Origin of the sequence: Mycolicibacterium sarraceniae (assembly GCF_010731875.1) — a bacterium.
Classification (GTDB): domain Bacteria; phylum Actinomycetota; class Actinomycetes; order Mycobacteriales; family Mycobacteriaceae; genus Mycobacterium; species Mycobacterium sarraceniae.
Genome location: NZ_AP022595.1, coordinates 2,053,939 through 2,079,767, shown reverse-complemented (window position 1 = coordinate 2,079,767; position 25,829 = coordinate 2,053,939). Strand labels below are relative to the sequence as shown.

The window sequence follows — 25,829 nt, the reverse complement described above, 5'->3', positions numbered from 1 at the left end:
AAATCTCGGGTCCGGTGGCGATCTGCCACTGTTTGACGTTCAACAGATCCTTTTTGTAGCCAGCCTGCACTGCAGTTAGTTCCGTGGGCCGGTGCTCGCTTCCAAGCAGTGAGTGCTATGCGCGCATTGCGTTGGTGGCGAGTTCTCGTTCGGCCGCCGGCTGTTTGGTGCCTGCGCTGGTGGACATGGACCTGCCTGCTCACGGGTCACCGCCTGTGCCTATGAATCGGCGGGATTCCTTGTCATGTCATGTCGAGATTCGCTGTGCAATCCGGCTTAGCGTCGAATGTATGTCAGCGGTCACGTAATTCCCCAGGTCTGAGGGGTTGTCCGTCACGTAATTCCTCACCCTCGGTCACGTAATTCCCCACCCCGTGGGGCGTGTCCGGTGGGGGTTGGGGCGCTGTTCAGGTTCGCTCCGTTCAGGTGCCCCGCCAGGGGTCCTGGAAGGGGCCTTGAGTGGCGAGGAGATCGTGGGACGTGACTGATTTCGTGGAGATGTTCCGGCACTGGAATGCCGGCCGATCCCAGGTGCAGATCAATGAGGCGCTGGGCATCGACCGCAAGACCATCCGCAAGTATCTGGCCCCGGCGCTGGCCGAGGGTCTGGCACCGTGCCCGGAGGAGTTTGACGAGCAGCTATGGCGGGCACGCATCGGGCGTTGGTTTCCCGAGCTCATCGATCCGGTGGCGCGGGCACTGACATGGCCCCAGATCGCCGTGCATCACCAGTGGATCGCCGAGCAGCTGAAGGTTCCGGTGACAGTGGCGACCATCGCGCAGCGCCTCCGCGACGACCATCATGTGGATGTGTCCGAATCGACGGTACGTCGTTACGTGGCAACCGCTTTCGCCGAGGAGCGACTCGAAGGCAAAGTCACGGTACCCCGCGGTGCGGTCGAACCCGGCAGTGAAGCGCAGATCGACTACGGCAAGCTCGGGATGTGGTGGGACCCGCAATCGGGCGCCGCGTCGCGGTGTGGGTATTCGCGATGATCCTGTCGTGTTCACGGGCGTTGTTCGTCCAACCGGTGTTGCGGATGGATCAAACATCCTGGAATGCCTCGCATGTCGCGGCGTTCGAGTTCTTCGGCGGCGTGCGGCGCGGCTGGTGTGCGACAACCTCAAGACCGGAGTCGAGCGACCCGACCTCTACGATCCGCTGATCAATCCGGCCTACGGCGAGCTCGCCGCGCACTACGGCACCCTGATCGATCCGGCGCGAGCCCGCAAGCCGAAGGACAAACCTCGCATCGAGCGGCCGATGCCCTACATTCGGGACTCGTTCTTCGCCGGCCGCGAGTTCACCTCGCTGGCCCAGATGCAGGCCGAGGCGATCAGGTGGTCCACGCAGGTATACGGGGTCCACAAGCACCGCGGTCTGGATGGGCAGACCCCGGCGTCGGTGTTCGCAGCGATCGAACGCGATGCGCTGATGGCGTTGCCGCCCAGAGTGTTTGAGTCGGTTATCTACTCGATCGGGCGGGTCGCCGCGGATTGCCACGTCAAGTCCGGCAAGGCGCTGTACTCGGTGCCGTGGCGGCTGATCGGCCAGCAGGTCACCGCCCGCACCGCCGGTGACGTCGTGCAGATCTTCCACAGCGGGACCGTGGTCGCGACTCACGTGCTGCATCTGGCGGGCCGCTCGACCAATGTCGAGCACTACCCGCCCCACAAGATCGCCCACACCCTGCGCACCGTGACGTGGTGCCGCACCCAGGCCGAGCAGATCGGGCCCGGCGCCGTCGCGGTCGTCGCCGAATTGTCCACGGTCAACGCCATCCACCGGCTCCGCGCCATCCAGGGGATCATCCGCCTGCGCGAAGTACGGCGATCGCCGACTGGACGCGGCCTGCACTCGAGCACTGCAGGTCGGGGACCCCGGCTATCGCACCGTCAAAGGCATCCTGGTCGCCGGCACCGAAGCAGACCATGCCTCGCCCGCCGTCGTCCCGCCACCACCGGCGATGCTGCGAGGACCTGACGCGTTCGACACCGACCTCACTGCCTGAGCGCACGAAAACACCTCCACTGCAACCACTTCAACTCCAAGGACATAGTCATGACCATTCACGATCCCAGCCTGCGGGCCGCACTGAAGACCCTCAAACTGACCGGCATGCTCGACACCCTCGATGCCCGCCTGGCTCAAACCCGCGACGGGAAACTCGGACACCTGGAATTCCTCCAAGTACTCTGCGAAGACGAAATCGCCCGCCGGGAGACCGCCGCCCTGGCCCGACGGGTCCGCCGCGCCCGCTTCGAACAGCCCAACACCTTCGAGGACTTCGACTTCACCGTCAGCCCGAAACTGCCCGCTGCGATGCTGCGCGACCTGGCCGCGTTGCGCTGGCTCGAGGCCGGTGAATCAGTGATTCTCTACGGACCCGTCGGAGTCGGGAAAACCCATGTGGCACAGGCACTCGGGCATCAAGTCGCACTCCGCGGCGGCGACATCCGCTTCGTCAAATGCTCCCGCATGCTCGCCGACCTCGCCGGCGGCCACGCCGACCGCACCATCGGACAACGCATGCGCGAATACACCCGCCCCCTGGTCCTGATCGTCGATGACTTCGCGATGCGTGAGCACACCCCCACCCAAAGCGACGACCTCTACGACCTTGTCTCCGACCGCGCCATCGCCGCCAAGCCCCTGATCCTGACCAGCAACCGGGCCCCGAAGGACTGGTACCCGCTGTTTCCGAACCCGGTCGTGGCCGAATCGCTGCTCGACCGACTCATCAACACCAGCCACCAAGTCCTCATGGACGGCCCGTCCTACCGACCCCGGAAACGACCCGGCACCAAGACCACCTGACACCCACTTAGCGGTTCGCTACGCTCACCGCAGCAGCACCTGAACCTGGGGAATTACGTGACGGCAACCCCTGGGGAAATACGTGACCGTGGACAAATGTAATGCCCCTCCAACACGTGGAAGCAGCATTCATGCCCATGCGCTCAGTTGGGGTGGCAGCACTTGGCGTTCGTCGATGTCAGGTTTTCGGACTCCTCGTCTTCTCCCGTCCTGCGCGCGCAGTCGAATTCGGACGTGAAAGAAGGAGTCTGTTGTTGGCAGACGGAACGCGGCCGGGCGTTGACGCATCCGTGAGGAAGCCCCACCCCGGCGTGATAGGGCAGCTGGGCTCGCTTCAGTCCCTTCCACCAGGTGTACGCGGGCTTCTTGAAGGCGCGCTTTCCCACTCGGGTGGACCGGAGGTGGTGGCCATCATGAGCCTGCGGATAGGCGACAGCCCTCGGCTGGGTGGGGAGGATCCCAGATACACCCTGCAGCTGGCTGAGGTCGAAGGCCCCTTGCCGCCCATTATCGTGCATAGAAGCTCCAGAACGGTCGTCGACGGTATTCATCGTGTGTATGCGGCGCTGATGAAAGGCCACGACACCGTGGAGGCGTTGTATTTCGACGGGTCGGCTGAGGCGGCATTCGTTGTCGCGGTGGCACTTAACGTCCGTCACGGGTTGAGCCTGAGCTTGCCGGAGCGACGAGCGGCAGCTGCGCGGATCATCCGGTCACACCCGGAGTGGTCAGACCGATCGGTGGCACAGTCGACCGGACTGTCCGCCACGACTGTCGCTGCTATTAGGCGTTCGATTGCAAACTCCGAGCAGTTGAACACCCGATTGGGTCGTGACGGGCGCATGCGGCCGCTCAGCGCCTCCAAAGGGCGACAAGCTGCCGCGGAATACCTACTGGCCCATCCAGATAGTTCGCTTCGCACCGTGGCCAAGATCGCCGGTGTCTCACCGGGAACCGTTCGCGACGTCCGTGCTCGACTTGCACGTGGAGACAACCCCGTTCCCACCACACGGACGTCGGGCGGACGCAGGACCGAATGTGACTGTCGAGACACGCTGCCAGCGTCCGCACCAGAGCGGTGTGTCAATCACGCCGCGTTGCCGCTGTTGGACATGCTCGCGAAGGATCCCTCGATCCGGATGACCGAAGCTGGTAGGTCGCTGTTGCGGTGGCTGCATTCCCGTGCCCTCGATGACGCAGATCCCTGCGACATCGCGCGCAACATCCCAGAGGACAGCCGGCCAGCGCTGGCCGAGTTCGCTGACCGATGTGCTCGCAACTGGTCTGAGATCGCAAAGGCGTTGCGCAGCTCACGATCCGCGGGAGATGAGTAGTGAGCGCAGATCGAAGGTGGCCGCGCAAGGCGTGGTTGAACAGTTGAACGGCACCCCACGGGAGTGCTGAGACCGGTTGTTGCAACTACGGTTTGGCGATGATTCCGGGAGTCGGCAATGTGAAAGGAACCGCTATGGAATCAACACCGAACACCAAGGCCTCCTCGAGCGACATGCTGCTGGAGGTTCTGCAGGAGAGCGATCAACTCACGGCAGGCCCGGGCAAGCCGTTCACGATACGGGACCGCGCCAGGACGTTGGGCACTGACGCAGCACTGAATTCGACGGCGGCCTTCGGGTCGCTAGCACCACCCTGAAGTAGACAACAGAACGTCAATATTCGACTCCCGGAATCATCTGGATGGGCACATGACAGCAGAACCTGACGTAGATATCGGAAGACCGCAGCACGTCGCGTTGCGGCACAACGGAGCCTTCCGCCTGCTCTATGGCGGATACATGGGCTCCACGCTGACTGATGGGCTGATCCCGATTGCCTTCACGGTGGAGGTGCTGCGGGCCTCAAGCTCACCTTGGGCGTTGTCAGCTGTGTTGATCTGCTTGTGGATCGGAAATGTCGCCGTCACTCCGATCAGCGGCCGTCTCGCGTCGACGAGGAACCCGTTGCAGGTCATGATGTTCGCTGATCTGGTGCGAGTCGTCGCGCAGGGCGCCCTGCTAGCCGTGATCGCGACGGCCGGCAACTCCGTGCCCGCGATGGCCCTGTCGGCCGCCCTTTATGGCGCCGGGGCGGGCTTCTACCGCCCTGCCCAGCACACCGCGCTCCCAGATCTCGTGGGCCTACCCCATCTCACGCGAGCCAATGCTGCCTTCTCCGTCGCGACGGACCTCAGCCTCATCGGCGGACCGCTGCTGGGAATCGCGGCACTCAACAGCATCGGCTTCAACGGCATCTTGGCACTCGACTGCATGACCTTCACTCTCAACATCGCCATACTCTGGCGCCTACGGACCCAATTCCCCAGCACCTACTGCGATTCCAGCGAGACGACCGGCGCGTACCGTGACCTGAGCCCCGCCGGCGAAAGCACCCTTCGTGCGGCGACCCGCATCGTCGGCCGAGATCACTTCCTTCGCGCATCCTTGCTGTTTTGGTGCATCACGTCGGTCTTGATCGGCATGATCGCGGTCTACACCCCGACGCGGATCATCCATGAAACGGGCAACGCCGGAGCGTGGGCACTCATATCGACGGTAATGGCGTTGTGCTCACTCGCGGGGTCTGTGACGGCTGCGGCCACCGGTAAAGCAGCCTACGGAATCGGGGTGTTCGTCTTGGCGTGTTTGCTGGGCGGTCAGGGCGCCTTGATCTTCGGACTACAGCCAAGTCCGCTGCGAATTGTCCTGATATGTGGAGTCTTCGGTGCTGGAGCGTTGGTGACGACCTGGGCCGGCATTCACTGGACCACTGCGATGCAGCAGCGATTGCCGCGCGCAGAACTGGGTCGATTCTCCGCTGTTGAATCCACTCTGACCGGTATCGGCGCCCCCGCCGGCATGGCGTTGGCTCCACTGCTCGCCACCGACCTGGGCCCGGCACTTCTGGCGGTACTGGTCGTCATGGCACTCACGTCAGCGACCGCCGTCGTACGCCAATCATTGAGGAGGAACAACCATGCAACTTCATAGCAAAGGAAGCCGGTATGTGGTGTTTGACGACGTACTGGACAGCAACCAATTAGCTACCGTGCGAGAGGCTTTCGGAGCTGCCCCCGTGCGTCCCACACTGAGTGCTATTGATCGCTTCCACGATGGACTGTGCTACACCGCACCAGGACCCGACGGCACTATCGGCGTCGTTACCGCCACCGATGATGCCGAAGCCGTTCGCACACTCGCGACCCACGCCGCCGATGCCGTTGCCGACCGGATCGGCGCCGACGCCCTTGCGCACCCCTGGACCTATTCGACGTTCTTTGCCGTCTACCCGGTCGGCACGAAACTCGGCTGGCATGACGACGGCGCCCACGTATTGCTGCCTTCATCTACTACCTCAGCCAGTGGTCGAGCGACTGGGGTGGCGAACTGGACCTGTTCGATTGCAAACCCGAGAACATCCCGGCGACAGGCGAATTAGCTGACAGTGTCCTCGCAGCGCCGTGCAACATGACCTCGATCGTTCCACGGTCAAATCGGCTCGTGGTGATGCAGGCGCCCACCGTCCACCGGATTCGACGCGTCGATCAGCTAGCGGGAACCCATATCCGACAATCGATCTCCGGCTTCCTCAGCGCCGCAACCCTCCCGGATGAGGCACGCACGTGAGCGCACCAGTCAAACCCCACGCGCTGTGCGGCGGGTCGGCCGACGTTTCACCTCACTATGTGCAGTTTCTGGCCGATCACGGGCCGAGCTTCCGTGACGTCGTCCACGTGCAATCTGCGTTCGCCCGCGGCCCGGAGCTGTCCGCCGGCCTTGTTCGCGCCTTGGAGACGATCGTTGCCTCAGGTGACGGTTCAGTCCGGTTGCGTGCTTTCCGCGGGTTCGCGCTCGACTACCAGCTGACGAACCACCTCGCGGCTTTCGCACCTGGTACAGCAGCTGATGCGCCGACGTGGCTGCGTCGCGGCGCAGGCCCCTCGGCATGTGTGGCGATCAACGAGCTTGCCCAATGGGACATCGAGCTGGGTGACTGGTACATCAGCAGGGTCAACGAACTGGTTGATCTGGGGCACCATCGCGCCGTCGAGGTTCTCGATACCTACACGTTCATCAGCGGCGGCGAGGGGTGGACGCCGTTCGGTATCCACGTCGACTACGAGCCGTCGTTCATTTACCATCTCGGCCCGGGAGAGAAGACCGCATGGGTGTGGCCAGCAGGTGAGCCTTCGGGAGCGGTGGTCAGCCGCAGCCCCGCCCTCAACGGCGTCTCGTTCGCCATCAAGGAGCATCTGGACCGAGCGCAGCGATACGTCCTGGAACCCGGCGACTTCCTGTGTATCCCCGCTGGCCTGTACCACGTGTTCCGGAACACCGCTCCTTCGGCTTTCCTGGGAATTACGGTGTTCCCCAACAGCTCTCAGCGTGTCATCAACGACCTTCTCGCGGGCCTAGTGACCCACGATGACGATCGAACAGGCCAGCCCGATCGTCGTGAGGACGTGCGACAAGCAGTGCGTTCAACCGCCGCGGACCTGCAAGCCCACCTGGCCGATCTGCCTACCCGCCTCGATCGCGAGCTGCGGCGACTGACATCGTGTGGCGCGACGCTCGCCCCACATAGCTCTGTGCTCCAACATCTTTCACCGCCTGATTGTCGCCGCCCATTTTCGGCGCGCTTCAACAGCGTGTGTCAGCCCGCAGATGAGAATTCACTGTTCGCCAACGGTCGCGCGACGCACAGTGCAATGCCGAACATGGATCTGGACCACCTGTGCTCGGTCCTCAACCAACTCGACGAGGCTTCCGCCGACGACATCGCGCATCAGCTCGATTGCGACGTCGCTGACCTCGCCCCACTCCTGGACAGACTGACCCGGCGGCGCGCTGCGGCAATGATGGATTACGGGTACATCCTCGCCTCCGAGATCGTCGTGCAGATTCGGCCGATCGGGTTCCAGGGCGTCGGTCGGCTGCCACAGTTCACACAGCCGGCAATTCGGGCCCTCCAGCTTGAGTTGTGGCGCGACCTGATGCGGCCGGGCCCGCTGTGGTCGAACATCCGCGTGGTTCAGCACGGTATGGACGTACATCCGCGCCATTTCATGTCCGCACGGATCGGCGACGGGTTGATCGTTCACTCTCACATCAACGCCGCCGCGATCAGCGACTACCTGGCCGGCGGAGCGACGCTCATCTACAACCACTTCCAGGAATCGTCGAGGATTGTCCAACGGATTCAGGAATCACTGGAATACCAACTCGACGCACGAGTCTGGATACAGGCGTACCTGACTACCTCCGACGAATCGGCGTTTGGTCTGCATGTCGATGACCACAACTTCGTTGTGCTACAGGTTGTCGGCCCGAAGGCATGGGAAGTCGAGATCGGAACAGCGCGCCCTCCGGGGGTTCGCGTTGTTGGCGTGGGATTCTGGCTAGGTGATGGATGTGATGATCGCCGAATCCGACGAACTGACGCAACATGATTTGGACACCGCTGAGGCGTTGGTCCGAGCGGCGTTTGGGGAGAGTTTCCGTTCCCATGATTGGCTGCATGGTGTTGAGGGTGTGTGAGGTTCCCCAGAAAAAGTGGACACGGTTAGCTTGATTGCTGACGTGGCTGTGAGGCGATCTCGAAGTCGATGGGTGAGATCATCCCTAACGAACTGTGTCGCCTTTCATGGTTGTAGAATCTGATGTAATTGTCAAGTCCTGCAGTAAGATTCGCGTACGTGGTGAACGCGTGGCGTTTGTAATACTCATGTTTGACCGTCGACCATAGCGATTCGGCTCCGGCGTTGTCCCAGCAGATCCCGGTCGCTCCCATAGAGCGCAGTAAGCCATGCTCAGAACAAACCTGGGCCATGTCGTGGCTGGTGAATTGACCGCCTCGATCGGCATGCAGGATGGTGCCGGCGACGTTGCCGGCGCGGATGAACACCGCAGCATCGACGGCGGCTTCGACCAGCTCAGTGCGCATGTGGTCGGCCAGCGACCAACCCAACACCCGCCGCGAGTGTTCATCGCGAATCGCACACAGGAAGGCATCCCCTTCACCGCAGGTCAAGTACGTGATATCAGAGGTCCACACCGCATCGATACGCCCTTGGTCAAAGACCAATGCCGTTAACTTTGTAGGCGGGTGAGTCGGATGTCGGGTGGCCCTCGGTGTCTGATGTTTTTTGTGGTCCAGGGTTTTTCGCGGAAACTTTGTGCCGCTGGCTCGTTTGGTGACGCGGGGGTAGGTGCGGTGCCGTCTGGCCGGGTTGGGTCGCTGGAGGATCTCGGCGACGGCGTGACGCAGGCTGGTGGCGAGTCGGTTAGGGGGAAAAACCCGCCTGCCCGGTGACGTGGCGGCGGACGATGCGCAGGGTGCGGATGAACGACATCCGTAGCGGGTCGAGTCCGTCGGGGTTGGTGGCCTCATACATCAGCGCGCGGATCGCGTAGTGGGTCAACAACAGCGCCCAGATCTCTTGGCGCACCATCTCGGGGCTGTGCGAGCGCAGGACCCGGTAGCTGCCGCGTTGGCGGGTTTCGATCTCGGCGAGGCTGGATTCGAATTCCCAGCGTTGGTGATAGACCGCGGCGAGCTCGGTGGCGGAGGCTAGCTCCGGATCGAGGATGGTGGTGATCAGCCGGATGGGCGATCCGCTGTGGGTCTCGCGGTTGGTGATGTCGTACTCGATGACGCGCACCATGGGGCCTCGAGGGACGGCGTGCAGGCCGCGGGCCTCGTGGCGTCGCAGGCGTTGACGTTCGATGGTGGTCAGCAGCACGCTCAGATACGAGCCGTCAGCCAGGTCGGTGACTACGTGCAATTTCAGTGCTGACTGCACCCGCCACAGCAATTCGGCCGGTCGCAGTGGCCTCCTGCCAGAATTCGCGGCTGTAGAACCCGCGGTCGGCAAGCACGAGCATCCCGGGTTCGACACTGGCCAGCAAGGGGCGGGCGAGTTCACGCTCGTCGACGAGGACGCCACCGAGGTGGGCGTCGATCACCGCGTGGGTGCCGCATTCGCCCAGTCCGAGCACCTTGACCTTCGGGTAGGGGGCGTCCAGGCCCTGGCTGACACCGCGACCGAAGGCGTCTTCGTTGTCGGCGGTGTCGGGAACGTCGAGTTGGACGCCGTCGATGGCCATCACCCGCAGATCCCCCAGCCACGCGCCCGGCGTGCCTGCCCCGGCCAGCGGCCGGGCGACCCGCGCGTAGAGCTCGCGGATCGGTTCGGCACCCAGCCGGGCCCGGGCTTGGCACAGCGCTGAGGAGGTGGGCAGCTGCCAGTCCTCGTCCCAGGACCGCAGAAACCGCAACCCGTCGACGAGTTTGCGCATTACCTCTTCGTAGGCGTCGTCGAAGAACAACGTCATAGCCAGCACGAAGTAGGCGACCACCCGGGCCGGCAGCAGCCGACGGCGCCGTTCGGTGCGGCCGGTGTCGGCGAGCACCTCGTCGACGAGATCGCGGTGCACCAGCCTGGTCAGCACACCCAAGCCGATCCGGTCGGTCAACCGGTCCCTACGACCGCTTTCACCACCGGCACCCTCGTCGACCACACGAATAAGTGTGATGCGTAATCCTTTGCAGCGCAATACTTCTAGGAGCCAATCTGAGGCGCGAAGAACGTGCCGGCCAACACATCACCTTCGCTCGATCGGCACCGTTCACATCCACTGAACACGCTCTACAGCAACAGCTTTCGATCCTAATCCCGCTGACCTGCGACGACGCTAAAGTTAACGGCATTGGGTCAAAGACCCGGCCGACCCGGTCCGGCGGGAACGATGCGGTCGGATCGACAACGGTGGTCTTGACCTTGAACGTGCGCGGGCTGATGCCTTCGACGCCCATCTCGGCCATCACCTTGGCGACGGTGTTCTCCGAGACGGTGACGCCTTCGGCATGCAGATCGGCAGTGATCCGCGGCGACCCGTACGTGCGGCGTGAGGCCTTCCAATGGGACAGGATCTTCACCTCCAGATCCCGCGCCACTGCTGGTGCGCAGACAGCTCGACCCGGCATTGCCGTGCCGCCCACGCGTAGAAACCGGACCGCGAAACACCCAGCAGCTCGGTGAGTTTCGAGATGTCGTGGTCGGCGCACTCCGCGGCGATGAGCTCGAAACGACTCACCGGTGTTGCTGTGCCGCAAAGTACGCCGATACTTTTTTTCAGGAACGCAATATCACGGTCCTTTTCGGCAAGCTCAGCACGTAACCGCACCAACTCCGCGTGCTCGACCGCCGACCGGTCCCCGTCCGGCGGTAGCTCGCGCGCGTCGAGAGCGGCACCGGCCCGAACCCGTTCAGCTACAACCCATTTACGTAACAGATTCTCATGAACGTTCAACTCCCGGGCAACCTCAGTGACCGATCGGCCACCATCAATCACCCGCCGAGCAGCCTCCACTTTGAACTCCGGTGTAAACGACCGACGAGTTCGAGACATCCCGACATCCTTCCAGCAGGACCCTCGGCCCCGCTATCTCAGGTGTCCACTCAAACTGGGGAAGCTCAGTGCACGTGCTGTTCACCGAAGATGACGCGCTGCTGGGTCACGCCTCGGTGGTGACTCGCACTCTGCGTTACGGCAGTGAAGTGTTCGTGACGGGGTACGTCGAGAGCGTCGCCGTTCGCGCCGACCAACAGGGCCGAGGTCTGGGGAGTCTGGTAATGGATCACGCGGAGGCGATCATCCGCGCTAAGCATCAGATCGGCGCTCTCAACGCAGTGGAGAGTGCCGCGCCGTTCTATGCCGGTCGGGGTTGGCGGCCTTGGTTCGGTCTGACTCAGGCGGACACTCCCGAGGGGGTGGTCGATACCTACAATCCGACTGATCGGATTTTTGTCTTGCCGACGGTCAGCACTGGCCACCGATTTGAAGAGTCGGCAGCGCTGATCTGCGACTGGCGTGCCGGTGATCTCTGGTAACTCATATCAGGCGTTTGACCGGGCCACCTACAACGGGCCGTCGGGGTGTACGACTGTTGCCACGCCCGTCTCGGGAGATCGTTACCCGCAATGGTGTCAACGACATTGGATGGTGGGTAGGCCACGTTGTCGCCGTTGGTGCAGTGTGCCGGGCGCTGCCCTGCAACCCAGATTGCTTGGCTAGCGGGTATTTTCGAGGATCCGCTTGGGGTGCATGCCGTTGACCATGCCCATGAACGGCGGGTGAATGCTGTAGCCGAGCATCCGGCAGATACCCTCCGACAGCCCCCGAACCGTTTCAGGCGGTGTCGACAAGGTGAATGCCTCCTGGGGACGCAACCATGGCTGACAGTACTGCGCGGTGACGGCGAGCCGACCTTGATCGGAGGTACGGTTCGCGCCGCCCCCGTGCCACAAGGTGCCAACGAAGAACACGACCGACCCTGCTGGCATCACGATGCTGACGTGTTCGTCCGCATCGGTGGGCCTTCGTGTGTCATCCCAGCGGTGGCTGCCCGGGATCACTACGGTGGCACCGTTGTCGGCGGTGAAGTCGCTAATTGCCCAGATGGTGGCTGCGCTGAGCGCGGCGCGCGGACGGGGCAAGGGATACATGCCGTCGTCGAAGTGCAGGAATTGTGCAGTCTCCCCGGGGCCGATTCTGATCGACTGAAGCTGCGACAGCAGATAGTTCGGCAACAGCAGCCGGTCAAGCAATGCGAGCACCCGGGGATGCTCGACCAGCGCATCACAGACGCGAGCCTTCGTCAGCAAACTGTAGACCCGCTGAGTGTGGAGGCCCTCAAAGACGTTACGGCCGACATGGCCCAGCAGGGTATCCATAGTTTCGGCGATCTGGGCGCAGAGCTCCAATGGCATGAGGCGTTCGACGACCAGGTACCCGTCGCGGTCAAGCGTGGCGAGATCGGACTCGATTACGTGCGCAGGAATGCCGGCGGTCGACGTGGCAGCGGTTGATCGGTAGGTTCCGGCGACGTCGCCGTACAGGTCCTCGACTTTTTCGACACGGCCAGGCGGGTGGGAGATGCTGCGGGACATGGATACTGCCTTTCAGGATGACCGGAGGCCGACGGCCCCGGAGACAAACGACCACAGCTCGTCGATGACGACGTCCGCGGGTGGGCGCGGATCGCGGGTCAGACACACTGCGACGACGGCGTTGGTGCCTCCGATCGTGGCCGCAGCCAGGTACTCGGGATCGCGCGCCCCCGGTATTTCCCCATCGCGCTGCCCTTGAGCCATGTTGCGGGCACCGATCGCGCTCATCTCCTGCAGCCAGCGCCCACGCGCTGTCGCCAGCTCACCTTCACCGAGCCCGGCCAGGATCACTGGCGCCACTGGTTCGCGATACAGGAAGTCCACCCAATCCGTGATGCGTTGACGCTCCCGTTCGGCCCAAGTCGGCGCGTCATAGTCCCGCAGCGCAATGGCATCGCAAAACCTCTGGTAGAAGGCATCCACTACCGACACCAGCAAGCCAGTTCGGGTTCCGAAGTACCGATACGGCAAGCCAGCGCTCACCCCGGCTCGCCGGGCGACGGCAGCCACTTCGAACGACCCGGTGTCGGCCAACTCATTTTCAAGCGACGAACAGCTCGCTGAGGATTCCGACACGTTAGCGGGAATCGCCCACCGCCACGCTAGCGACAATCCCCAGGTCGGCGCGGCGGCAAACCGACAAGATCGGCGACTTCCTACACCCATCTCCTGCGCCGATCTCGATGCAGGCTGGCGAGTGAATACCGGCAGCGTCGGAACGCCGGTACGTTTTCTCCGTGAGCATCTCGTTGGCCGACCTGCCTGAGTTCGGTGGCGCTGCGATCGTCCATGGACCGGAACTCATGGGCGGCGTCTGTCACGTGCGCGGCCTGCTGAATGAGGCTTGTGTGGTGTTGACCGGCGACCTGTTGCCATGCGTCAGCCATCGCCACCAGCGCATCGGCAGATGCGCCCACCCAGCCGGCCTTAGAGTCGCTCAAGACCGACCATCAACTGCCGGTGCGAGCTCGACAGTTTTTGACGGAATCGTCAGAGTCTGAATTCAACTTTGGCCAACCGCCAGACACAACGGGCGGGTCACGCTACCTATAGACGAATGGCTGCAGCGGCGTACGTGGGTCGGATCGGCGGATTAGCGGTAGCGCTGGGAATCGGGGTCGCGATCGTCTCCGGAGCCGGAGAGGCCGCGGCCACGCCGTCGATCTCGACAGATTCGTCGCCAGCGCAGCACGCCGCCACGGCCCGACCCGCATCAGCCGCCAACGCCAAGACCGACAGACCCGCGACGAGCAAGGTCGCGCAGCCGGTATCCGCCCGGTCGACCCCGGCTCGGACGGCCGCGGTCACCAGAGCACGCGTCGACGACACTCCCACAGCACCGGCGGATAACCCAGTGACGACACTGGCGCTAGCGGCAGCATCCCGCCGAGAGCCGGCGACCACCACCCAGCGCACTGCAGCCGCGACGACGACCGCGGCTCAGGTCACCACCGCAGCCGACGAGCCGACAATCCCCACCAACGTCGTCGCGATACCGCAGACGGCGCCGCTGGCGTTCCTGCAGCACATCCCCGTCCTCGGGCCGGTCCTGTTCACCCCGATCGTGGCCTCCATTCATCAGATCCCGATCTTCGGCGACATCCTTCATCCGCTGTTCGGTTACCCCGTGCAGCCGGGCTCGTCACCCAACGCCGCGCAGCCGCGCGACGTCAAGGTGGTCTCGTTCGACGGCACTGAAATCTACGTCCATTTCATGCCGGCCGCCGGACTGCAAAACGGGGCCACGGCGCCGACCATCCTCGACGGCCCGGGCCTGGGAATGCCCGGCCAGACCAGCATCAATGGCAGCGTCCTGGATGGCGTACTCACCAACGCTCTGGGTATGCCGAGCATCTTGTCCCTGCGCAATGCCGGCTACAACGTCGTGACCTGGGACCCGCGCGGCGAATACAGCTCGGGCGGTACGCTGCAGATCGACTCACCGGCTTACGAGGCCAAGGACGTCTCGGCGATCATCAGCTGGCTCGCCACCCAACCCGAGGTCGCCCTCGACGGAAATCCGAGCGACCTCGATCCCAAGATCGGCATGGTGGGCGCGTCCTACGGCGGCGGCATCCAATTGGTCACGGCGGCAACCGATCACCGCGTGGATGCGATCGTGCCGACCATCGCGTGGAACAGCCTCAACACCGCGCTCTACAAGTCACAGTCATTCAAGAGCGGCTGGGGGAAGATTCTGGCTGCGGCCCTTGTGCTTACGCTCGCTCGGACCAACCCGAGAATCATCCCCGCCACCATCTACGGCGACCTGACCGGGTCGCTGACGCAGGACGAGCAAGGCCTTCTCGCCGAGCGCGGGCCCGACTACCTACTCGACCAGATCACCGCTCCCACACTGCTTATCGAAGGCACCGTCGACACCCTGTTCACTCTGCAGGAAGCCAACGCCAACGCCCAGGCGCTCATTGACAACGGCGTCCCGACAAAGGTGCTGTGGTTCTGCGGCGGTCACGGCGTGTGCACCAACGATCTGTTCAACACCGGCGGCACGCTGATCGCCCAGCGTACCCTCGAGTGGCTCAATCGCTATGTCAAGGGCGACACCGACGTCGCGACCGGTCCGCAGTTCGAGTGGGTCGACCAACGGGGCCAACGGCTTTCGTCGACGTCCTATGACCTCACGCCGAGCGACCCGGTGGTCGCGACCAGCACCACACCCAAGACCCTGCACATGGTTCCGTTCCTGGGGGCCGGCGGGCTGCTCGGAGTGCTTCCCATCGGGTCGTCACGGGCCATCAACGCACTGAACGTCACGACGCCTGCCGTCACGACAACCACGTATGTCGTTGGTACGCCACATCTCAGCTTCACCTACTCGGGAACAGGCAGCGGGGATCACCTCTACGCGCAGCTCGTCGACGACTCGACCGGTCAGGTGCTCGGCAATCAGGTCACTCCAATCCTCGTGACACTGGACGGCACCCAACAGACCGCGAGCGTCGATCTGGAAATGGTGGCGCAGACACTCAAGCCCGGTCAGAAAGTGACCGTGCAGTTGTTCTCATCGTCGGCCTCATACCGCGCGGTCGGGACGACGGGTGAGGTGACCGTGTCGAATATCGCGCTCACGTTGCCGACTGTCGACCCGTCGACCATCACGGTTAACGCCGCGTAGCCGGACTTACAGCTCCGGGTGACCCTTGCGGGCGTACAGCCGCGCCAACACGAATTGCGCGGCGGCGAAGAGCCCGAGCATTCCGCCGACGATCCCGAACGCGCCGTACGCACTGGAGCTCGACGAAAAGGCTCCGCCCACCGCGCTGGCGACACCGAGAGACGCGGCCGTGCGGCCAAATTCCGAAGCAGCCGTGACACCGCCGGCATGTTCGAGCGGGGTCAGCTCCTGACGCCACCGGGTCAGGACCAGCCGAGCGCACACGTTACCCACTCCGAAGATGAACACCGCCACCGACATCATCGGCAGGTTCACCGGGATCCAGCCCACCGCGAGGAACACCGTCCCCACTGCCCCGGCGAACACCCACCCGATGCCCGTCTTCCGATGTCGCGTCACCGCATACAGCACCGAGCCGACCACTCCACCCAGCGCGAAGGCCGCCCCGACGTGCCCGACCTCGGCGGGATGGTGAAGCAACCCTTTGGCGAAGAACGCGCTCAGGATCTTGCGCAGCTCGTAGAGGTGAAACAGCATAAGCCCGACGACCACCAGCAGCAGATACGGATGGGCGACAATGTATTTCAGGCCCGCCCAGGAGCCGCCGTGCGGCTTGACGTCGGTATCCGCCGTCAGTGTCGACGTTCTGGGGATCAAGAGATAGCACGCTGCCGAGAGCACGAATCCGATCGGGATTACGATGTGCGGGACGATGCCGTCCGCCCACACCATCAGCCCACCGAGCATCAACGGGCCGGCAACCGCGCCCACCTCGAAGACGACTTCGTAGCGGGAGTTGATCCGGTCCAACAGATCTCGACGGTGACCGACCATCTCGAGGGGAACGGTGTGCACGGCGGTGTCCACGTAGCCGCGGACCAGTGCCTCGAGGGTGTACAGGCCCATCACGACTGGCAGGGTGGCGATCCCCAACGCCATGGCCAGCGGAATGCCGGCCAGGACGATACCCCGCAGCAGCGTCGAGAACACCAGGACCCTCCGGGCACCCCAACGGTCGGTCGGCCAGCCCGCCACGAAGGTACCGAACATATGGACCCCGGTGCCGAACGCGGCGAAGAACGCGGCGCTGCCCAGCGATCCCGACAGGTCGGCGACCAGCAGCGGCTGCGCCAAATGTACTGCGCTGTTGACGATCTGGGTCAGCAACACCCCGCTGAGCAACCCGCCGAGGCGAATCGAATTCGTATCGGCCTGAGGGCTCATGCGCTCAGTGCCCCGGCATATGTTCGAAGGCACCATGGCCGACGTACGCGGCGGCCGCCAGCAGCAGCACCGCGACAATCCAGCGCCCATGCGCCTTCATGATCTGCTCGTAGCCTTCCTTGATCCGGACGGCTGCCCCCGGTCGGACGAATTCGATGACGGTCGGCGCTATCGCTGGGATGACGGCGATCACCGCGAACACGACGGCACCGAGCGTGCGTTCGCCCCGATCTCCGATTTGGAGGATCTGATGACCGGCCGCGATAGCGATCGGGAAGACCTTGGGATGCAGCCCGCAGATGGTGAAGCCGGCCAGCGCTGCCCGGGTAATACGTTGGCGCGCTGGCAAATCAGTCTTCGGATCGAGCCCCGGGAAGCGCTCGACCAGTTTTGCCGGCAGCTTGCGACGCTGGCGCTCGGGTTTGGAGACGTCGGCGATCGGTTTGTGCCGGATGGCGCCCAGCGCCCGCCGGATCCCGATCGCCAGCAGCGCGACCGCGATCAGGAGTCGCACGACGAAGCCCGGCCAGGAGGTGCTGTGGGCGCTCGACGCGGCGGCGGCACCGGTCAGGGCCGCGATCCCCACCCCGATGCCGGTGGCGAAAGCGATACCGACGAGTGCGCCACTGGAGAAGGCGAACGTCGCCTGCTTGGGCACCACTTTGTCGCTGGCGACGACCAGTCCCAGGACCAGCGTCTCGGGGCTGAACAGCAAGGCGAGCGCCAAAGTGGCGATAACGGCGAGGTGTGTACTCACGGGCACATCCGCGCTGGCATGGGCGTAGGTTAACGCGCCGTCCGCGCTACCGCGCAGCGCCCTGGGAAAGCTGGCGAGCGACCTCGCCGTAGCGTTCGAAACGCTCGTCATCGCCGAGCGCGTTGTAGAGCACCCGTTCGCGTTCGGCCGCGCGCTCCTCGTCGGAGTCGCCGACGACGGTCATCACTGGCACGATCAATGCGATATCGGCGGGCGACCGCCCCGACTTCGCCGCTCCCTCAGCCACTTTCGGCACCACGTGGCGCGCGATGTACCCGGGCTCGCCGATCGGGTGGACGTGCACACCGTCGGCCACCTCACCGGCCATCCGCAGCATCCAGGGGTTGACGGCGGCGATGTCGACCTTCGGGTCGGGCACCTCGATGGGGCCGGCACTCCACTGCGGGGTGATGAAGTCGAGGTTGTAGAACTCACCGTGGTGATCGAGTGTGCCGGTGCGGAATGCAGCGAAACAGGCTTTGACGGCCAGCACATAGTCGCGCAGCCGCGGGCCCGGACGTTCGAACGGCATCCCGTAACGCCGGGTGACGTGGGTGCGCACCTGGGTGCCCAGCCCCAGCCGGAAATGGCCACCGGTCGCCTCCTGCAGCTCCCATGCGGTGGCCGCGGTGATGAACGGACTGCGCGGAAACGCAACGGCGACACCGGTCGATAGCTCGAGGCCCGGTGCGGCTTGTCCCGCCACGGCGGCGTTGAGGTAGGGCGTTCGGCCGGTCTCGGTGAACAACATTCCCGAGAATCCGGCGGCCTGCGTGCGCTGCGCCAGTCCGCCGATCTGTCCGAGCGGAAGGGCGGTGGTCATGACGTCGACGTCCACCGAACGCATGGTAGTGGGCACGCAGAAACGGCATGCTCGAACTCATCCTCGATCTAGTCTGTGACCCTGCTGTGCAATAACTGTTAGAGATCGGGGACGACGACGTGGCGACGATCAAGCAGGTATGTCTGGGAGTAGCGGTCGCCGGCGTGGTCGCCGGTGCCGGCTCGGCGGTCGCGACCGCCGTCGCCTCCGCGGACTCGGGTTCCCCGGATTCGCCGGGTGCGTCCAAGTCATCGAGTTCGAGTTCGTCCTCGCCGGCCGGCTCACGCAAGCAGGCGCCAAAGGCCAGCAGCGCGGTCACCGGGCCACGCCGAACGGAGACCATCGCCCCGGCGAGAGCCACAGCGGCACCATCGGTCCAGGCGCGCAAGGTGGCGACGCTACCGTCGCTGGCCAGCCTCGTACCCATCAGCCAGTCGCCGCGTACCCGCGCGGCCTCGGCCACGACGGTCATCAACGTCACCTACAACCTGGCCAACCCGACCGACGTCCATGTGCTGGTGATCGGCGTGGACGGCACCAACCTGCGCCGCATCTTGGCGGGCGACAATCCGAACTTCGACGCGTTGATGGGCGATAGCGTCACCGGAGTCGCGAGCATCGTCGGGCACACCACGATTTCCAACCCCTCGTGGACGGCCATTCTCACCGGGGCGTGGGACAACCAGACCGGGGCCATCAACAACATCTTCACGCCCGAGACCTGTAAGAAGTGGCCGACGGTGTTCAATCAGCTCGAGTACTACAACTCCGACATCCGGACGATGGCGATCGCGGACTGGGATGTCATCACCGATATCGCGAACGCGGGGCAGTACCCCGTCGACACGTACTCGCTCGTCGCACAGGTTCCCGGCGATGCCAACTGGTCATTGACCGACGCTGAGGTGACCGCGCAGACGGTCGCGGCGATCCAGAGCGGCGAGCCGCCGAACTTCCTGTTCTCCTACCTGGTCCAGGTCGATGAGGCCGGGCACCAATACGGCGGTGCCTCATCGGAATACGCGGCAGCGATCAACCGCACCGATACTAATATCGGCGACATCATGGAGGCGATCAACACCTCCGGCGAAAACTGGACGGTCATCGTGGTCACCGACCACGGCCACCAGCCGCAGCTGGGCTTCGGGCACGGATTCCAGTCACCTGATGAGACGTCGACGTGGGTCATCGCCAACGGCAACGGCTTCGACCCGGGCCGGGTGAACCTGGCCTACTCGATCGTGGACGTCACACCCACCGTCCTGTCGTTGTTCGGCGCACCGCCGCCGGCCGGCTCCCCCGGGGTTTCCCTGACGACGCTCGGAGGCAGCAACGTGCTTCCGGTCGATCTGGACCAGGCACTCAACGACGCGATCGCGCGCAGCGGATGGCCGGACATCCCCACCAATGTGGCGTTGAGCGTGCGCACGATCTTCGCCAGCATTCCGTATTTCCTCAACGGCGGAATCAACAGCCTCACCGCGCAGCTGCAGGAAATCGCCGACGGAAACGTCTTCCTGATCAGCCAGCTGGCCGCGGTCGCCAAGGTAGTGGTTCAGGTCCTCGGCGACGTGGGGGTCTCGGCCACCAGTGCGCTCGCCGAACTGGTCGCCTGGATGACCGGCGTGGACATCTTCCCGCAGGGACACCCGCTGCCTCCGCCATCGGCGGCGATCGAGCCCAAGGTGCCCGCGGTGCTGGTGGCCTGACGCCGCCGACGACAGCGGTAGGCCATACTCACTTCGATGGGTACCTACGTCGTCACCGGCTCGGCATCGGGCATGGGAAAGGCCACCGCGGAGAGGCTTCGCGCCAACGGCCACACCGTGATCGGGGTGGATATCCAGCCCGCCGATGTGGTGGCCGATCTCTCCACGCCGGCCGGTCGACGGGCCGCGGCCGATGCCGTGCGAAGCGCCTGCGGCGGGCGGCTCGACGGGGCGGTGTTGGCGGCCGGGCTCGGGCCAACCCCGGGTCGTGAGCAGCCGGCGCTGATCACCCAGGTCAACTATTTCGGTGTAGTGGAGCTGCTGGCAGCGTGGCGGCCCGCGCTGGCCGCCGGAGACCGAGCGAAAGTGGTTGTCTTCTCCAGCAATTCGACCACCACCATCCCCGCGATACCCGGCCGCGCCATCCGCGCGCTGCTGGCCGGCGACGGCGACAAGGCGGTGCGGGCACTGCGACTGTTCGGCAAGGCCGCCTCCTCGATGGCCTACGGCGCTTCCAAGGTCGCAGTCAGTCGCTGGGTTCGCGAGCATGCGGTGACCCGTGACTGGGCGGGGGCGGGAATCCGGCTCAACGCGATCGCCCCGGGCGCGATCCTGACCCCACTGCTGGAAAAGCAGCTGTCCACCCCGGCCGAAGCCAAGGCGATTCATTCCTTCCCGGTGCCGATCGGGGGGTTCGGCGACCCCGGGAAGTTAGCCGACTGGGTAGTGTTCATGCTTTCCGACGCAGCCGATTTCCTCTGCGGCAGTGTTCTGTTCGTCGACGGCGGCTCTGATGCATACTTTCGCGCCACCGACTGGCCGGCCTCGGTGCCGGCCTGGCGGCTGGTGCCCTACCTGCGCCGGTTCAAGCGCAACGAGAGCTTCTCGCAATGATCCGGCTGATCGCCGTGCTGGTGATGGCGCTGACGCTGGCCGGGTGCGGCGATATCAAAAAGCCGCCGGGTAATACGACCATCGACGTGTCCTACGACGACCTGCTGACGAAGAAGCACCTCAGCCTCGACATCGCGCTCAGCGCGGGTGACACACTGCGAGTCAACCTGGCGTCCAACCCATCCACCGGCTACCGGTGGGACGCTCAGGCCCAGATCAGTGACGCCGCGGTGATCGAGCAACGCGACCACTATGACTCTGGGCCCTCCGGCGTCCACCTGCCTGGCGCCCCGGGAACCGTGACCTGGACCTTCCAGGCCCTCAAGTCCGGCACTTCCACCGTGACCACCCACTACGGGCAGCCCTGGCCGGGTGGTGCCAAGGATGCGTGGACGTTCGCCGCTACGGTCACGGTTCGCTGATTTACGGGCGCATCTCATAAGCGCCGTCGTAAGCCTGCACCTGCTGCCATACCCGGTCGAAGCGGTCGGCGTCAGTCACCGGTTTGCGCACCGCTGCCAGCGCCCATTCTTGTTGTGCCGGAGTCGAACTCGTCTTGCCATGTAAGGCCACCGCATATCCGGAGAAGTCCCGGACCGCCACGTCGAAGATCTGATCGACCAGGTCATGGTCGAGTCCACGCAGTTCGGCTTGTTCCAGGATCAGCTGACCGTAGACCACCAGCGTGAAAAGGTGCCCGACGATCAGCATGAAGTCGAGGTCGCGCTGCTGATCGGCGTCGGGTGCGGCGGTGGACAACAACGCCTGAAGAGCTCGAGCCTGTTCGAGGAAGAGTGCGACATTCGTGATGGCCGAGGCCTTCTCGAAGACCGGAGCCCAATCGGCGAATTGCACCTTCGACGCACCCTTGGCCGGGCCCTGGGCCCAGAAGAACACGTCGTCCGCCGGGTCGTCACGGGTGCCCACCTCCGGGTATGAGCCCGGGTTGAACAGGAAGTTGGGCATGAACTTCAGGATCTGCGCCACGTTGACGTGCACGGTGCCCTCCAGGCGGGGCAGCGCACCGATCAGATCCTTCACTTCGGCGAAGTAGGTATTGCGTTCGAACCCCTTGGCAGCCAGCACATCCCACAGCAGACGCACCACCGTTTCGCCCTCCGAGGTCACCTTCGCCTTGGTCACCGGGTTGAACAGCAGGTAGCGCCGATCGTCGAGGCTGGCGCTGCGGAAGTAGTCGATTGCGCGGTCGCTGAACAGCTTCATCGCGAGCAGCCGGGCGTAGGCGTCGACGAAGCTGGCCCGCACGTGCGGGAAGTCGGTGACCGGGTTGCCATACAGAATGCGGTTGTTGGCGTGGGTGATCGCCTCGTAGAACGCGTGCTCGCACATCCCGATCGAGGCGCTACACAGGTTGAACTTGCCGACATTCACCGTATTCAATGCCGCCGAGAACGCCTCGGGCCCGGTGCGCAGGATGTCTTCCTCGTGAACCGGATAGTCCTGGAGTGCAAAGGTACTCACAAACATCTGGCCGTGCACGACGTTGCCGATCAACTCGTAGGCGGGATGCGCGCTGTCGGCGACGAACCACACATAGCCCTCCGCGCCGTCGATATCGGCGCGGCGGGAGAACACCGACACCATGCCCGCCACGTTGCCGTTGCCGATGTAGTACTTCTGGCCCGTCGCCCGGAAGACAACACCGTCCTCGTCGCCGTCGGTGGGCGTCAGGATCATGTCGGTGTTGTAGATGTCGGCGCCGTGCTCGCGTTCGGAGAGTGCGAAGGCCATCACTCCGCCGTTTTCGAGTTGCTCGGCGGCGCGTTGTTTGGCCTTGATGTTGTCGCTCTGCCAGATCGGGCCCAGCCCGAGAATGGTGACCTGCTCGGCGTACCAGTACGCCAGTCCGTAGAAGCCGAGGATCTCGCCGAGCGCGGCGTTGCGGGAGGTGTCCCAGCGCTTGTCGTCGTCGCCGAGGCCGAATTCCGACGGGGTGAGGAAGGTCGCGAAAATTCGCTCGCGCTTGACGAAGTCCAGGAAGTCGGACACCCACGCCGCCTCGGCGTCGTCTTGCAGCAGCCGTGTCTTGCCGCGTTCCTCAAACCAATCGATCAGGGCCCGCAGCTGGCGCCGGGTGGCGGGATCGAATTGTCGCGGGTCATAGGTGTTGGGGTTGAACAATTGCCCGCCGGTGCTCGTCATGGCGTGCCCTTCCGTCATCGAAGCGTCGAATCTAGCGCGATCGCGGTCGCCGGATCGGCGGTTCACGGGATGCGGGCCTGGACAGTGGCGTGTCAAAGTGAATTGCCCTGGCGGACCACTCCGGTAAGTTTGCTGGCTGTGGGGATTTCGCTGACTGATCTGGAAGCGTGGGATCCGGGATCGATACGCGCGGTGGCCACGGCCGCCACCAGTCGGGCGAACCAGGTGCGCGATGTCGCCCACAACCAGGAATCGATCATCACGAACCTGATGGGGCAGGGGAACTCGTTCGAGGCAGCATCGTCGATGGCGATGGCGATCAGCAACACGATGCTGGCCCATGCCGATGAGTGCGACCAGGCGGCCCGCGATGTCTCGTCGGCAGCCTCAGAGGTCGAGTCCATCAGATCGGAGTGGTCGCGGATCCAGCACATGGCCGACCGCTGGGGCATCGTGATCGACACCGCTACCGCCGAATTGCACTACATAGTGCCCGGCGATCCAGAAAAACGGGCCGAGCTAGAACATCACGTCGAGATCGTGCATAACGCGATCGTGGACCTATCGCGGCGGGCCGACTCCACCGATCAGCATCTGGCCTCGGCAGTGAACAACGCGATCTCCGAGACCGCCGACGGCATCGGCAACGACCGCAACGTTTCGCCGGAGGTCGCGAAGGAGACCGTCGAGAAAGCACTCGCCGGTGACCAGGGTGCCGCCGCGGAGGTGAAGGCGGTGTTGGGCTCCATCAATGAGGGCCAGCGCGCCGGAACGGAGCCGCTGACGCCGGTGCAGGCATCGATCCTGAGTCAGATGCAGGCGCAGCAGGCCGGAATGTCGACGGACGCGCTCAGGGCGGCCGAGCAGAACATGGGCGACGCGAAGTCCGCCATGGGTGACTCGTGGCAGCTGATGAGCAATCCCAACGTTCACGTCCCGAAGACCGATCCGGGCGGGCTCGCGAACCCGAACAATATGACCAGCGGCGGGATGAGCCCGCTGCCCCGCAGTGTGCAGGGCGTATTGCAGTCCAAGGGCATGTCGCAACTCGGCGAGATGACCAAGGTGACCGACATCGTCAAGGACGGCAGAACGGGGCTGCGGCAGGGCGGCACGGCACTGGATCGCGGCATGCTCAACAAGGCGACGGAGATGATGAATTCGCCGACATTCCACGGCACTCCGGTGGGTGCAAAGGGCGGCTATTCCGGAATCTCGGGCGAAGGCGTTCCGGTGGTGAACGACGTCCTGGCGACGGCGGGACAAGACCATCAGGCGGTTCACGACATCGTCCGCGACTCGGCGTACTCGGACAATTTCATGAAAGGCGCCTTGAGCACCGACTGGGGTGACAACGGCAAGGCGGTCGGCGATATGTTCAGCTGGACGGGCGACGCAGCCAACGGGCCGGACGCCAAGATGGCGGCCGAGACGGCGTCAGCGTACGGAGCGTACATCGGCGATCCCAAGAATGACTTCTTTCACATGCCTGGCAATCAGACCCTCGGCGAGCTGAATCCTGAAGCAGTACGCGGGCTTTCGCACGGTCTGGCGCCCTATATTCCTGACATCGCTGAGGCGTCGGCCGGCCACCACGACGGCTTTGGCCTGTTGGACACCGAAGAGACGAACATGCCTGTGGCCAAGAACATCTTCTCGGTGCTCAGCACCGACAAGGCGGCGTCGGACTACTTCAACGGTGCGGCCGGCCGCGACATCATGCAGGCACAGCTGGACTACGCCAATGACTACAAGAATGGCGTCGACATGACGAGCAACAATCATCGACTGTACGACTCGATGACCATGCAAGGCTTGGTCGATTCCGGAATCCACAACGCCACCGGCGCAGCGCATATCAACGGGGAAGCCATGGCTGCTGCAGCATACGACGCTAAGAAATCTGCCTACGAATTCGCCTTTGCCGGGCTTGACGCCGGCGGGGTACCGGGTACAGACCTTGTTTCAAAAACGTTCGAACAGACTCTTCTCGGCGATCCTCCTAAGACAACTGGCTGGGATACTCATGAGTTGCCCAACCTCGACATTGGCCAGGGTGAAAATCAGGTACTCAACGCTCTGGCGCAGTCCGGCGTGCCCATACAGGGGCCGGACGATCAATTCCTGACGCCACCCGATCCCAAGCATCCCGAGGCACCCCGCCTCATACTCTCGGCAGAGGAATACGCCGCAAACAGGGGCGGAATGATTTCGGGCGGCGAGTACAACGATGCGATCCGACGGGCGCTGATCGCGACAACTGGTCGCGACCTCTATCACGACATCGACGTGCAGATGTCCAGCCGCTACAACGCCGTCACCGAAACGACGCAGCCGCCGCAATGAGACGCCTGGAGAT

At 64.1% G+C, this 25,829-nt stretch carries 20 protein-coding genes and 3 pseudogenes; 13 read left to right on the top strand and 10 right to left on the bottom strand.

Annotated elements, in window-relative coordinates:
- Nucleotides 1-480: 480 nt before the first annotated feature.
- From istA to G6N13_RS10255, 7 genes and pseudogenes are all read left to right on the top strand, one after another.
- Nucleotides 481-2,012, top strand: a pseudogene (istA, locus tag G6N13_RS10285) (IS21 family transposase).
- Nucleotides 2,013-2,062: 50 nt separating this feature from the next.
- Complete coding sequence (gene istB, locus G6N13_RS10280) at nt 2,063-2,818, top strand: IS21-like element helper ATPase IstB (RefSeq protein ID WP_163694606.1); 756 nt, start codon at nt 2,063-2,065, stop codon at nt 2,816-2,818.
- Nucleotides 2,819-4,286: 1,468 nt separating this feature from the next.
- The gene (locus G6N13_RS10275; protein WP_163696750.1) at nt 4,287-4,469 is read left to right on the top strand and encodes a hypothetical protein; all 183 of its coding nucleotides are present in this window, start codon (nt 4,287-4,289) and stop codon (nt 4,467-4,469) included.
- A gap of 52 nt (nt 4,470-4,521) precedes the next feature.
- Entirely contained in the window at nt 4,522-5,802 is a 1,281-nt protein-coding gene (locus G6N13_RS10270) for an MFS transporter (RefSeq protein WP_163696748.1), read from the top strand.
- An 85-nt stretch (nt 5,803-5,887) separates the two neighbouring features.
- Nucleotides 5,888-6,250 (top strand): hypothetical protein, encoded by a 363-nt coding sequence (locus G6N13_RS10265; RefSeq protein WP_163696746.1) that lies wholly within the window; start codon nt 5,888-5,890, stop codon nt 6,248-6,250.
- Nucleotides 6,145-6,438, top strand: coding sequence for a 2OG-Fe(II) oxygenase family protein (locus G6N13_RS26150; RefSeq protein ID WP_163701955.1), 294 nt, complete (start codon nt 6,145-6,147; stop codon nt 6,436-6,438). The genes G6N13_RS10265 and G6N13_RS26150 overlap by 106 nt, the downstream gene beginning before the upstream one ends.
- On the top strand, nt 6,435-8,261 hold the full coding sequence (locus tag G6N13_RS10255) for a JmjC domain-containing protein (RefSeq protein WP_163696745.1): 1,827 nt from the start codon (nt 6,435-6,437) through the stop codon (nt 8,259-8,261). The genes G6N13_RS26150 and G6N13_RS10255 overlap by 4 nt, the downstream gene beginning before the upstream one ends.
- A gap of 113 nt (nt 8,262-8,374) precedes the next feature.
- Here the strand turns inward: G6N13_RS10255 and G6N13_RS10250 are convergent, their stop codons facing one another.
- From G6N13_RS10250 to G6N13_RS10235, 4 genes and pseudogenes are all read right to left on the bottom strand, one after another.
- Nucleotides 8,375-9,202, bottom strand: coding sequence for an IS3 family transposase (locus tag G6N13_RS10250; RefSeq protein WP_163696742.1), 828 nt, complete (start codon nt 9,200-9,202; stop codon nt 8,375-8,377).
- A pseudogene (locus G6N13_RS10245) lies at nt 9,096-10,338 on the bottom strand (IS4 family transposase). Before G6N13_RS10245 ends, G6N13_RS10250 begins: the two are co-directional and overlap by 107 nt.
- Nucleotides 10,307-10,768 (bottom strand): IS3 family transposase, encoded by a 462-nt coding sequence (locus G6N13_RS10240; protein WP_163696740.1) that lies wholly within the window; start codon nt 10,766-10,768, stop codon nt 10,307-10,309. Before G6N13_RS10240 ends, G6N13_RS10245 begins: the two are co-directional and overlap by 32 nt.
- A complete protein-coding gene (locus G6N13_RS10235; protein WP_163696738.1) occupies nt 10,747-11,223 on the bottom strand; it encodes a transposase in 477 nt (158 codons plus the stop codon). Before G6N13_RS10235 ends, G6N13_RS10240 begins: the two co-directional genes overlap by 22 nt.
- Before the next feature lie 74 nt (nt 11,224-11,297).
- Between G6N13_RS10235 and G6N13_RS10230 the strand changes: the two genes are divergently transcribed.
- Nucleotides 11,298-11,705 carry a GNAT family N-acetyltransferase gene (locus tag G6N13_RS10230; protein WP_163696736.1) on the top strand — a complete coding sequence of 136 codons (408 nt, stop codon included), beginning with the start codon at nt 11,298-11,300 and terminating at the stop codon, nt 11,703-11,705.
- Between the two features lie 180 nt (nt 11,706-11,885).
- Here the strand turns inward: G6N13_RS10230 and G6N13_RS10225 are convergent, their stop codons facing one another.
- Together G6N13_RS10225 and G6N13_RS10220 are read right to left on the bottom strand one after the other, a co-directional pair.
- Nucleotides 11,886-12,752, bottom strand: coding sequence for a phytanoyl-CoA dioxygenase family protein (locus tag G6N13_RS10225; protein WP_407663920.1), 867 nt, complete (start codon nt 12,750-12,752; stop codon nt 11,886-11,888).
- 24 nt (nt 12,753-12,776) lie between these two features.
- Entirely contained in the window at nt 12,777-13,247 is a 471-nt protein-coding gene (locus G6N13_RS10220; protein WP_235677989.1) for a TetR/AcrR family transcriptional regulator, read from the bottom strand.
- A gap of 574 nt (nt 13,248-13,821) precedes the next feature.
- Between G6N13_RS10220 and G6N13_RS10215 the strand changes: the two genes are divergently transcribed.
- Complete coding sequence (locus tag G6N13_RS10215) at nt 13,822-15,900, top strand: alpha/beta hydrolase family protein (protein ID WP_163696730.1); 2,079 nt, start codon at nt 13,822-13,824, stop codon at nt 15,898-15,900.
- A 6-nt stretch (nt 15,901-15,906) separates the two neighbouring features.
- Here the strand turns inward: G6N13_RS10215 and G6N13_RS10210 are convergent, their stop codons facing one another.
- The 3 genes and pseudogenes from G6N13_RS10210 to G6N13_RS10200 all read right to left on the bottom strand — a co-directional run.
- A complete protein-coding gene (locus G6N13_RS10210; protein ID WP_163696728.1) occupies nt 15,907-17,124 on the bottom strand; it encodes an MFS transporter in 1,218 nt (405 codons plus the stop codon).
- Between the two features lie 4 nt (nt 17,125-17,128).
- The gene (locus G6N13_RS10205; RefSeq protein ID WP_163696726.1) at nt 17,129-17,881 is read right to left on the bottom strand and encodes a GAP family protein; all 753 of its coding nucleotides are present in this window, start codon (nt 17,879-17,881) and stop codon (nt 17,129-17,131) included.
- A 130-nt stretch (nt 17,882-18,011) separates the two neighbouring features.
- Nucleotides 18,012-18,719 (bottom strand): annotated as a pseudogene (locus G6N13_RS10200) (LLM class flavin-dependent oxidoreductase); the annotation flags it as partial.
- Nucleotides 18,720-18,823: 104 nt separating this feature from the next.
- Between G6N13_RS10200 and G6N13_RS10195 the strand changes: the two are divergent.
- Genes G6N13_RS10195 through G6N13_RS10185 form a run of 3 tightly spaced genes read left to right on the top strand, consistent with a single transcriptional unit; the run spans nt 18,824 to nt 21,729 of the window.
- Nucleotides 18,824-20,413, top strand: coding sequence for an alkaline phosphatase family protein (locus G6N13_RS10195; RefSeq protein ID WP_163696722.1), 1,590 nt, complete (start codon nt 18,824-18,826; stop codon nt 20,411-20,413).
- Between the two features lie 36 nt (nt 20,414-20,449).
- The gene (locus G6N13_RS10190; protein ID WP_163696720.1) at nt 20,450-21,307 is read left to right on the top strand and encodes an SDR family oxidoreductase; all 858 of its coding nucleotides are present in this window, start codon (nt 20,450-20,452) and stop codon (nt 21,305-21,307) included.
- Nucleotides 21,304-21,729: a protease inhibitor I42 family protein gene (locus G6N13_RS10185; protein ID WP_163696718.1), complete on the top strand. Its 426-nt coding sequence runs from the start codon at nt 21,304-21,306 to the stop codon at nt 21,727-21,729. Before G6N13_RS10190 ends, G6N13_RS10185 begins: the two co-directional genes overlap by 4 nt.
- 1 nt (nt 21,730) lies before the next feature.
- Here the strand turns inward: G6N13_RS10185 and G6N13_RS10180 are convergent, their stop codons facing one another.
- Nucleotides 21,731-23,470 carry an acyl-CoA dehydrogenase family protein gene (locus G6N13_RS10180; RefSeq protein ID WP_163701952.1) on the bottom strand — a complete coding sequence of 580 codons (1,740 nt, stop codon included), beginning with the start codon at nt 23,468-23,470 and terminating at the stop codon, nt 21,731-21,733.
- A 192-nt stretch (nt 23,471-23,662) separates the two neighbouring features.
- On the opposite strand from G6N13_RS10180, the gene G6N13_RS10175 reads away from it, so the two are divergent.
- Nucleotides 23,663-25,816: a TPR repeat domain-containing protein gene (locus tag G6N13_RS10175; RefSeq protein WP_163696716.1), complete on the top strand. Its 2,154-nt coding sequence runs from the start codon at nt 23,663-23,665 to the stop codon at nt 25,814-25,816.
- Nucleotides 25,817-25,829: the final 13 nt, after the last annotated feature.